At 73.9% G+C, this 9,964-nt stretch carries 9 protein-coding genes; 4 read left to right on the top strand and 5 right to left on the bottom strand.

The features are described from left to right. Positions 1 to 31: 31 nt before the first annotated feature. Positions 32 to 1,270: an APC family permease gene (locus AB0G13_RS32115; protein WP_357882622.1), complete on the bottom strand. Its 1,239-nt coding sequence runs from the start codon at positions 1,268 to 1,270 to the stop codon at positions 32 to 34. Positions 1,271 to 1,279: 9 nt separating this feature from the next. Continuing rightward, entirely contained in the window at positions 1,280 to 2,041 is a 762-nt protein-coding gene (locus AB0G13_RS32120; RefSeq protein WP_357882625.1) for a phosphatase PAP2 family protein, read from the bottom strand. A gap of 111 nt (positions 2,042 to 2,152) precedes the next feature. On the opposite strand from AB0G13_RS32120, the gene AB0G13_RS32125 reads away from it, so the two are divergent. Then, positions 2,153 to 3,364, top strand: a complete 1,212-nt coding sequence (locus AB0G13_RS32125) for a DUF4032 domain-containing protein (RefSeq protein ID WP_357882628.1) — start codon at positions 2,153 to 2,155, stop codon at positions 3,362 to 3,364. Between the two features lie 324 nt (positions 3,365 to 3,688). Here the strand turns inward: AB0G13_RS32125 and nagA are convergent, their stop codons facing one another. The 3 genes from nagA to AB0G13_RS32140 are packed head-to-tail and all read right to left on the bottom strand — an operon-like array spanning position 3,689 to position 6,644. Beyond that, entirely contained in the window at positions 3,689 to 4,798 is a 1,110-nt protein-coding gene (nagA, locus tag AB0G13_RS32130) for an N-acetylglucosamine-6-phosphate deacetylase (RefSeq protein ID WP_357882631.1), read from the bottom strand. Then, positions 4,798 to 5,718, bottom strand: coding sequence for an ROK family protein (locus AB0G13_RS32135; protein ID WP_357882633.1), 921 nt, complete (start codon positions 5,716 to 5,718; stop codon positions 4,798 to 4,800). Before AB0G13_RS32135 ends, nagA begins: the two co-directional genes overlap by 1 nt. Continuing rightward, positions 5,715 to 6,644 carry an SIS domain-containing protein gene (locus AB0G13_RS32140; protein WP_357882636.1) on the bottom strand — a complete coding sequence of 310 codons (930 nt, stop codon included), beginning with the start codon at positions 6,642 to 6,644 and terminating at the stop codon, positions 5,715 to 5,717. The genes AB0G13_RS32135 and AB0G13_RS32140 overlap by 4 nt, the downstream gene beginning before the upstream one ends. Positions 6,645 to 6,838: 194 nt before the next feature. On the opposite strand from AB0G13_RS32140, the gene AB0G13_RS32145 reads away from it, so the two are divergent. The 3 genes from AB0G13_RS32145 (at position 6,839) to AB0G13_RS32155 (ending at position 9,800) form a co-directional block, all read left to right on the top strand. Continuing rightward, on the top strand, positions 6,839 to 7,624 hold the full coding sequence (locus AB0G13_RS32145; protein WP_088998118.1) for a DeoR/GlpR family DNA-binding transcription regulator: 786 nt from the start codon (positions 6,839 to 6,841) through the stop codon (positions 7,622 to 7,624). A gap of 152 nt (positions 7,625 to 7,776) precedes the next feature. Continuing rightward, the gene (locus AB0G13_RS32150) at positions 7,777 to 8,787 is read left to right on the top strand and encodes an ATP-binding cassette domain-containing protein (protein ID WP_357882640.1); all 1,011 of its coding nucleotides are present in this window, start codon (positions 7,777 to 7,779) and stop codon (positions 8,785 to 8,787) included. Then, positions 8,784 to 9,800 (top strand): ABC transporter permease subunit, encoded by a 1,017-nt coding sequence (locus AB0G13_RS32155; protein ID WP_357882644.1) that lies wholly within the window; start codon positions 8,784 to 8,786, stop codon positions 9,798 to 9,800. The genes AB0G13_RS32150 and AB0G13_RS32155 overlap by 4 nt, the downstream gene beginning before the upstream one ends. Positions 9,801 to 9,964: the final 164 nt, after the last annotated feature.

Here is a 9,964-nt window from a genome sequence, read left to right on the forward strand (position 1 = left end):
GCCTGCCGCCCCGGCGCTGCCCGGACCGGCGTCAGGCCCGCCGGGGGCGCAGGGCGTACCAGGCGGCGCCGGCGGTGAGCACGGCGAAGCCCGCGAGGACGCTGGACAGCGGCAGGTTGACCGCGAGCAGCAGGCAGCCGGCCAGCCCCAGCACGGCCAGCGCCCGCACCGGCAGGCGTCGGTCCGGGTCGCGCCCCAGGGTCAGCGCGGCGGCGTTGGTGATCGCGTAGTAGACCAGCACGGTGCAGCTGGAGAAGCCGATCGCGTCGCGGACGTCGCCCAGCAGCACGATCAGCACCACCACGGCGGCCACGGCCAGCTCCGCCCGGTGCGGCACCCGGTGCACCGGATGGACCGTGGCGAGCGCCCCCGGCAGGTCGCGGCGGCGGGCCATCGCCAGCGCGGTGCGCCCCACCCCGGCGAGCAGGGAGAGCAGGACCCCGGTCACCGCCACGGTCGCCCCGGCCCGGACCAGCCACGCGAGGCCGGGCAGCCCGGCGGCCGTCACCACGTCGGCCAGGGGCGCGGCGGACGCGGCCAGCCGGTCGGCCCCGAGCACGCCGACGGCGACCACCGCGAGCACCAGGTAGATCGCCAGCACCACGCCGAGGGCCAGCGGGACCGCCCGGGGGATGGTCCGCTCCGGGTCGCGTACCTCCTCGCCGAGGGTGGCGATCCGGGCGTACCCGGCGAAGGCGAAGAAGAGCAGCCCGGCGGCGGTGAGCACGCCGCGCCCGGAGCCGCCGAGGTCGCCGAGCCGGTCGAGCGAGACGTCGCCGCCGACCGCGCCGGCCACCGCGACCAGGGCCAGCACCGCCAGCACCACGCCGACCAGCACCTTCGTCGCGATCGCGGTCTTGCCGATGCCGCGCAGGTTCACGGCGGTCACCGCCAGCACCGCGCCGACGGCGACGAGCCGGGCCTGCCCCGGCCAGAGGTACGCCCCGATGGTCAGCGCCATCGCCGCGCAGCTCGCCGTCTTGCCGACCACGAAGCCCCAGCCGGCCAGGAAGCCGGCGAACGGGCCGAGCCGCTCCCGGCCGTACACGTAGGTGCCGCCGGACTCCGGGTAACGGGCGGCGAGCCGGGCCGAGCTGGTCGCGTTGCAGAACGCGATGGCGCCGGCCAGCACCAGCGCCGCCAGCAGCCCCGCCCCACCGGCCGCGGCCGCGGCGGGCGCGAAGACCACGAAGACGCCCGCGCCGAGCATCGACCCCAGCCCGATGACCACCGCGTCGGGTACGCCCAGCCGGCGCGCCAGTTGATCCACGGCGAGACCCTAGGGGGCGGAGATGAACGGACGGTTCCAGTCCCGCAGCGCGCCCGGCAACGGCAGCCCGTCCCAGGTCACCCGGTGCAGCAGCCGGTCGAGGACGAGGCCGAGCATCAGGGCGGCCAGCCCGTCGGTGAGCCAGTGGAAGTTCAGGTAGGTGGTCGTGACCAGCAGGATCGCCGGTGGCGCGAAGCGGACCAGCCGGTACGCGACCGGGGACAGCCGCCCGGCGGTCAGCGCGGTCAGCAGCACGGCGATCACCCCGTACCAGACGATCGCGTTGGCGACGTGCCCCGACGGGTAGGACATCGAGTAGGCCCCCGCCGGCAGCCGGTTGAAGATCTCCACCGCCTCGCCGGGCGGCAGGAACGGATCCTTGACCGTCGCGCTCGGCGCGGCCCGGTCGGTCCACAGCTTCAGCGGGCCGATGGTCAGGGTGGTCAGCACGAACGCGCCCGCCACCAGCAACAGCGGCCGGACGGAGTGCCGGCGCCAGCCCACCGCGAGGGCGAGCGCCCCGCAGACCGGCATCAGCAGCCAACCGCCCTGCCCGAGCAGGTTGAACACCCGGGCGGTCCAGTACAGCGGCGCCGGGTCGTGCGCGAACGCCCACTCGCTGACCGCCAGGTCGAGATCGTGGAGCTGCCCCTCGGCGAGCGCCAGGGTCAGCGCCGCGAAACCGGCGAGCAGCACCGCGTCGAACCACCAGCCGGCCGGCCGGACCGGCCGGAGCTGCGCCTTTCCCCGTACCGCCGTGGTCTCCCGCACCCCGTCACGCTACCGGCCCGGCCGGTGCCGGACCGGGACGGGCCGGGGTCGCCCTGTGTGCCAAGCCACGAAGGGAGGCGCTCGGCGGGGGGACCCGTCAGACTTGTGCCCGTGCGGATCACCTCGGCCCTCGTGGACCCGGCGCTGCTCGATCTCCCCTGGTCGACCCCGCTGGAGGAGTGGCCTGCGCAACACCTGGTGGCGTTGCCCCAGGGCATCTCCCGGCACATCGTCCGCTTCGTCCGGCTGGGTGAGTACGTCTACGCGTTCAAGGAGACCCGCGAGCGGATCGCCGAGCGGGAGTACGACCTGCTCCGCGCCCTGGAGCGGATCGACTTCCCGTCGGTCGAGGCGGTGGCGATCGTCGCCGACCGGCAAACCGACGACGGGGAACCCCTCGAGTCGGTGCTGATCACCCGGCACCTGCAGTTCTCCCTGCCCTACCGGGCGCTCTTCTCGCACACCCTGCGACCGGAGACGATGGGCCGGCTGCTCGACGCGCTTGCCGCCCTGATCGTCCGGATGCACCTCACGGGCTTCTTCTGGGGCGACTGCTCGCTGTCGAACACGCTGTTCCGGCGGGACGCCGGGGCGTTCGCCGCGTACCTGGTGGACGCCGAGACCGGGGCGCTGCACCACTCCCTCTCCAGCGGCCAGCGCGGCGAAGACCTGGAGATCGCCCGGGTCAACATCTTCGGCGAGGCGCTCGACCTGCAGGCCGCCGGGCTGCTGCACGAGTCGATCGACCCGGAGGTGGTCTGCGAGGAGGTCGTGCAGCGCTACGAGCGGCTGTGGCACGAGATCACCTACGAGCAGCAGGTCGAGCGGGAGGCCCGGCACGACATCGAGGGGCGGATCCGCCGCCTCAACGAGCTGGGCTTCGACGTCGCCGAGGTGGCCATGTCCACTATCGACAACGGGCGGTACCTGGTCCGGCCGAAGGTGGTCGACGCCGGCTACCACACCCGGCGGCTGCTCCGCCTGACCGGCCTGGACGCCGAGGAGAACCAGGCCCGCCGGCTGCTCAACGACCTCGACGCCTACCGGGCCGAGAGCTACCTGACCGACGAGCAGCAGGCCGCCCACCGCTGGCTGACCGAGGTCTTCGAGCCGGTGGTCCGGGCCGTGCCCGCGCACCTGCGCCGCAAGCTGGAGCCGCAGGAACTCTTCGCGCAGATCATCGAGCACAAGTGGCTGCTCTCCGAGCGGGCTGGCCGGGACGTCGGGATGGCCCCGGCCGTGCAGTCGTTCCTCTCCGACGTGCTGGTGCACCGCCCGGACGAGCAGGCGGTGCTCGGCGTCGAGGTCCCCACCACCGGCTGACGGACCGCTGTCGCCCGCCTGCCGCCTGCCTGCCGCCTGCCGCCCGTGCCCGCCCGATCTGCCTCGGCTGGCGCTGTCGAGCTGCCCCTATGGACGGGGCATCCCTGCGGGTTGCTTTACAGGGGCGACAGCGCCAACCCAGCGAAGTGGTCTCACAGATGGGGCAGCTCGACAGTGCCGCAGCAGGCGGTGTGCCGGAGCCGGAGCCGCGCAGACCGGCCCGCCCAGGTTGAAGCCGCGCGGACCGGCCCGCCCAGGTTGAAGCCGCGTAGGCTGGGCCGCGCAGGTTGAAGCCGCGCAGACCGGGCCGGGCGGCGCGTCCGTTCACTCCACCCAGGAGCCGCCGCGCATCACCCGGACCACGTTGAGGTCATCGTCGAGCACCACCAGGTCGGCCCGGAGCCCGACCTGGAGCGCGCCCAACTGGTCGCCGAGGCCGATCGCGCGGGCCGGCGTGGTGGACGCCATCCGGACGGCGTCCGCGATCGGGATCCCGGCGGCCACCGCGTGCCGCAGCGCGGCGTCCATGGTCAGGGTGCTGCCCGCGATCGCGCCGTCGCGGGCCAGCCGGGCGACGCCGTCCGCCACCGTGACCGCCTGGCCGCCCAGGTCGTACTCGCCGTCGGGCATGCCGGCGGCGGCCATCGCGTCGGTGATCAGGGCGGCCCGCTCGGGGCCCGCCGTCGACGTGGCGAAGGCCAGCATCCCGTCGTGCAGGTGCACGCCGTCGGCGACCAGCTCGCAGACCACGTTCGGCGCGTCCAGCAGGGCCACCACCGGGCCGGGCTCGCGGTGGTGCACCGGCCGCATCCCGTTGAACAGGTGGGTGCCGACGCTCGCGCCCGCCGCGACGGCGGCGCGGGTCTCGTCGAACGTGGCGTCGGTGTGGCCGACCGCGGCGACCACCCGGTGCGCGGTGAGCAGCTTGATCGCCTCCAGCGCGCCGTCCCGCTCGGGGGCGAGGGTGACCATCCGGACCGCCCCGCCGCCCAGCTCGATCAGTTCGGCCAGTTCGTCGGTGGACGGGTCGCGGAGGTACTCGGGGTTCTGCGCGCCGCAGCGGGCGGAGGAGAGGTACGGCCCCTCGAAGTGGATCCCGGCCAGCACCCCCTCGGCGACCAGCGGGGCGAACGCCCCGGTGGCCGCGCGCATGAGCGCGAACGGTGAGCTGACGAGGCTGGCCAGGAGGGTGGTGGTGCCGTGCCGCAGGTGGAAGTCGGCGGCCTGCCGGGCCTGCTCGGCGTCGCCGGTGGTGAAGGTGTGTCCGCCGCCGCCGTGCGTGTGCATGTCGACGAAGCCGGGCACGATCCAGTGCCCGTCGTGGACGGACGGGTACTCGGCCACCGCCCTGATCCGGCCCTCGTCCAGCTCCACGCAGCCCTGCCGGATCACGCCGGTCGGGGTCACCACCTTGCCGTTCACACGGTGGGCCATCACTTCTCCAGACTGTCGAGGGCGAGCAGGGCGGCGCCGAGGCAGCCGGCCTCGTCGCCGAGGGCCGCCGCAACCAGGCGCGGCTCCCGGTGGAACGTCATCCGCTCGTGCAGCGCGGCCCGGAGCGGGTCGAGCAGCCGCGCGCCGGCCCGCGCCAGGCCGCCGCCGAGCACGACGGTCTCCACGTCGTAGAGGGCCTGGCCGGTGGCGAGGCCGTCGGCGAGCGCCTCGACGGCCTCCCGCCAGACGTCCGCCGCCAGCGGCTCGCCGGCCGCCGCCCGGTCGGCGACCTCGGCGGCGGTCGCCGGCACACCTGCCAGCGCCGAGTAGCGCCGCCCGATCGCGGCGGCGGAGGACACCGCCTCCAGGCAGCCGGGACGGCCGCAGCCGCAGGGCGGTCCGCCGGGGCGTACCTGGATGTGGCCGATCTCGCCCGCGGCGCCGTGCGCCCCGGTGGCGGATTTGCCGTCGACCACGTGGGCGGCGGCGATCCCGGTGCCGATCGCGACGAAGAGGACGTGCCCGGCGTCGCGGCCCGCGCCGAGCCGGGCCTCGGCCAGGCCGCCGGCGCGCACGTCGTGGCCGAGCGCCGTGGGCAGCCCGAGCCGCTCGTGGGCGAGGCCCCGCAGCGGTACGTCCCGGAAGCCCACGTTCGCCGACCAGACGGCGGTCCCGCGCGCCTCGTCGACCACCCCGGGCACCGCGATGCCGACCGCGACCGGGTCGAGCCCGTCGGCGCGGGCCTTGCCGGCCAGCCCCTCGGCGATTCCCAGGATGGTGTCCACCACGGCGTCCGGGCCGCGCCCGGCGTCGGTTGGGTGCCGCTCGGCGTGCAGCACGGCCCCGTCCGCCCGGACGAGGGCGCACTTCATCCCGGTGCCGCCGACGTCCAGCGCGACGACGACGTCGGCTGACCTCACGCGAGTACCACGGAACGGGTCAGGTGCCGGGGCGCGTCGGGGTCGAGGCCCCGGCTGGTGGCGAGCGCCACGGCGAACCGCTGCGCCAGGATCAGGTCGGCCATCGGGTCGACCGGCGTACGGCCGGCGGCCCAGCTGCCCAGCACCGTGCGGCAGCCGTGGGTGCGGCTGTGCACGAACGCCGCCCCCGTCGCCGCCACGTCCTCCGGCAGCCCGTCGGGCAGCTCGCCGAACGCCCAGACCAGCCGGCCGGGCGCAGCGATCGAGATCGGCCCGTGCCGGTAGTCCATCGCCGGGTACGCCTCGGCCCAGAAGGTGGCCGCCTCGCGGCACTTCAGGGCCGCCTCCTGGGCCAGCCCGACCGTCCAGCCGCGACCGAGGAAGGTGGCCTGCTCGATCCGGGTCGGGTCGATCGGCAGCGGGGCGCGCACGGCCACCTCCGCGTCGGCGGCCAGCGCGTCGATGTTGTCGCCGAGGTGGGCGCGGAGCAGGGCCAGCGCGGTGGTCGCGAAGCGGGTCTGCACCACCGAGCGCTCGTCGGCGAAGGGCATGGTCACCGCCGCGTCGGCCAGCGCGACGGCGGGGGAGTCCGGGTCGCCGACCAGGACGGTGGCCGGCACCCGCCCGCGCAGGGCGGCGACCAGCTCGGTGACCTCGGTGGTCGTGCCGGAGCGGGTGATCGCGACGAGCCGGTCGTAGCGCCGGCCGGCGGGGAACTCGGAGGCCTGGAAGGCGTCGGTCTCGCCCTGCCCGAGGTGTTCGCGGCGGGCCGCGTACGCCATCGCCATGAACCACGACGTGCCGCAACCCACGACGGCGACCCGCTCGCCGGGACGGGGCAGGTGGTCGGCCGCGGTGGCGGCGAGTCGCGCCGCCTCCCGCCAGCAGTCGGGCTGGCTCGCGATCTCGGCGTCGACGTACGACATGAGAACTCCTACGCAGGGGAGCGGTGCGCAATACGGCTCGTTAGAGCCGCCTTTCGCGCGTTATTCTGCGCGAAAGCGGCTGGCTGTGGCAACCAGCCCCGGTATCGCGCAAGCCAGGGTTTTGCGCCCTCGTAGTTTCGCGCACTACTGTGCACGCAATCAATCACCGACCGCGCAGTAACTGGAGGGCTTGGGTGGACCGGTACGCCAGATGGAACGCCCTGCTCGAGATGCTGACCGACAACGGCCGGGTCAGCGTCGAGGAGGCCGCCGAGCGGTTGGACGTCTCCCAGGCCACCATCCGGCGCGACTTCGACCAGCTCGCCCAGCAGCAGATGATCACGCGGACCCGGGGCGGCGCGGTCGCCAACGGCGTCTCGTACGACCTGCCGCTGCGCTACAAGACCGCCAAGCACTCGGCGGAGAAGCAGCGGATCGGCGCCGCCGCCGCCGCGCTGGTCTCGCCGGGCACCGTGGTGGGCCTCAACGGCGGCACGACCAGCACGGAGGTGGCCCGGGCCCTCGCCGTCCGGCCCGACCTGAACACCAGCGCCGAGGGCGCCCAGCTCACCGTGGTCACCAACGCGCTGAACATCGCCAACGAGCTGCTGGTCCGTTCCCGGATGAAGGTCGTGGTGGCCGGCGGCGTGGTCCGCCCGAAGTCGTTCGAGCTGGTCGGCCCGCTGGGCGGGGCGCTGCTGCGCGAGGTCACCCTGGACGTCGCCCTGCTCGGCGTGGACGCGATCGACCCGCAGCTCGGCGCCGCCGCCCACCACGAGGGCGAGGCGGCGATGAACAACCTGATGGTGGCCCGGGCCAAGCGGGTCGTGATCATCGCCGACTCGTCCAAGCTGGGCGGTCACGCCTTCGCCCGGATCTGCCCGGTGGACCGGGTGGAGACTCTCGTCACCGACTCCGGGGCCAACCCGGAGGTGGTGGAGGCGTTCCGCGCCGCCGGGGTCACCGTCGTCTGCGCCTGAGATGAGGAGAAGGGCTCCGTCCTGACGCCTGGCGCGCGGGACGGGGCCCTTCTTTCATCCGATCGGCGCGTCGGATGCATACCGGGTATTGCTGCGGGCTGCATACCGCGTATGGTGTCGCGTGTCATACGCCCATCCGGGGGAGGTGCAGCTTGCCAGCTGTCCTGGAGATCGAAGGTCTCCGCAAGACGTACAAGAGCCGTCGGCGCGGCACCCGCAACGCGCTCGACGGTTTCGACATGCGGGTCGAAGAAGGGCAGGTGCACGGCTTCCTCGGTCCGAACGGATCGGGCAAGACCACCACGCTGCGTACGCTGCTCGGCCTCATCCGGCCCGACGGCGGCCGGATGGAGATCCTCGGGCACGAGGTGCCCACCGCGCTGCCCGCGGTCGCCGGACAGGTCGGCGCGATCGTGGAGAGCCCGCAGTTCTTCCCGCACTTCACCGCGCGGGACACCCTGTCCCTGCTCGCCGGCGCGGGCGACGTGCCGCAGCACCGGGTCGACGAGGTGCTGGAGCTGGTCGGGCTGCGCGACCGTGCCGGCGAGCGGGTCAAGACCTACTCGCTCGGCATGAAGCAGCGCCTCGCCGTCGCCTCGGCCCTGCTGAAGAACCCGAAGCTGCTGATCCTCGACGAGCCGGCCAACGGCCTCGACCCGGGCGGCATCCGGGAGATGCGCACCCTGACGCGCAGCCTCGCCGAGTCGGGGATGACCGTGGTGCTCTCCAGCCACATCCTCGGCGAGATCCAGCTGATCTGCGACTCCGTCACCATCATCTCGCTCGGCCGGCGGGTGGCCTTCGGGCCGGTCGAGCAGGTGCTCGCCCAGCACTCCTCGGGGGCGGTCCGGGTGCGGCTGGAGGCGGTCACCGACCTGCCCCTCGCCGCCGAGGCGCTGAACCGCGCCGGGATCCGGGTGGCGGGCCAGGCCGACCACCTGATGCTCGCCGGGGTCGACAAGCCGGCCACCGTGACCCGGCTCCTCGCCGAGCAGGGCCTCTACGTCAGCGAACTCGCCCCGATCGCGGTCGATCTGGAGAGCGTCTTCCTCGAACTGACCGCCACCGCGCCGGTACCCGGCCAGCACCGGCAGGTCGACCAGTCCACGAAGGTCGGTGGCGCGGGTCAGCCCGGCGCCGCCGGAGGAGGGTGGGGCGCGTGAGCCTCTACCGTACGGAGCTGCGCCGGCTCGCCAAGCGGCGCTTCACCCGCTACATGAGCCTGCTGGGCCTGCTGGTGCTCGCGTTGGTGGTGATCGGGGTCTTCCTCACCAACGAGAAGATCGACGCCGCCGCGCTGGCGAAGGCCGAGCGCGCCGCCGAGCAGCAGTGGCAGCAGGACGTCCGCCACAACGAGCGGTACCGCGCGGAGTGCGACAAGGCGAAGGCCGCCGGAACGGGCCAGACCGAGGGCTTCCCGCAGGACTGCGCGTCCATCCAGCCACCGCCTCGGGAAGCCATCGAGGCGGAGTGGTTCCTCCCCTCCACCTTCGACTTCCGGGAGCACTTCGGCTTCACGCTGCTGCCGCTCGCGGCGATCCTGGCGCTGGTCGGGTTCGTCGTCGGCGCCTCCTTCGTCGGGGCCGAGTGGAACACCGGCGGCATGATGAACCTGCTGCTGTGGCGGCCGAAGCGGCTGACCGTACTGCTGACGAAGCTGGCCGCGCTGCTCACCGGGCTGGTCGCCCTGGCGGTGCCCACGACGCTGCTCTGGTTTGGCAGCTTCTGGCTCGTCGCCGTCTTCCGCGGCAGCACGGCGAAGATGACCTCCGGGGCGTGGCAGTCCTTCGCCCTGACCGGGCTGCGCGGGTTGGTGCTCGCCCTGGTCACCGCGACCATCGGTTTCGCTCTCGCCTCGCTGGGGCGGCACACCGCGATGGCCCTGGGCGGGGTGATCGCCCTGATGGTCGTCGGCCAGTTCGGCCTCGGCATCCTGCTGGCGATGGCCGGCGTGCGCTTCGCCGAGGCGTGGCTGCTGCCCACCTACGCCACGGCCTGGATGCAGAAGAAGGTGACCCTGGAGGACTGGAACTCCTGCCAGGCCACCTACTTCGGTGAGTGCAAACCGGACACCATGGACATCACCTGGCAGCAGTCCTCGGTGATGATGGCGGTCGGGTTCGTGGTGATCCTCGGCGCGGCCCTCTGGGCGATGCGCCGGCGGGACATCGCCTGACCGCGGGCGGTGCGACCGACGGCTCTCCCCGGCCCCCGGTCGCACCGCCGCTTGGCCGGCGTGACCGCGGACACGGCGTGGACCGGAGCGGTCACGTTCCGGCACCGTCGTCCGATGCGAACCGGGTCGGCCCTGGTTAGGCTGGGGTCCCCCACCGGTCGGCG

The organism is Micromonospora sp. NPDC023633, from assembly GCF_040640035.1.
GTDB lineage: Bacteria > Actinomycetota > Actinomycetes > Mycobacteriales > Micromonosporaceae > Micromonospora.

What these genes read in the sequence shown, in the direction of transcription:
- AB0G13_RS32140 (WP_357882636.1), bottom strand. Translation starts at nt 6,644, where the DNA reads ATGTCGTACGTCGACGCCGAGATCGCGAGCCAGCCCGACTGCTGGCGG.
- nagA (WP_357882631.1), bottom strand. Translation starts at nt 4,798, where the DNA reads ATGGCCCACCGTGTGAACGGCAAGGTGGTGACCCCGACCGGCGTGATC.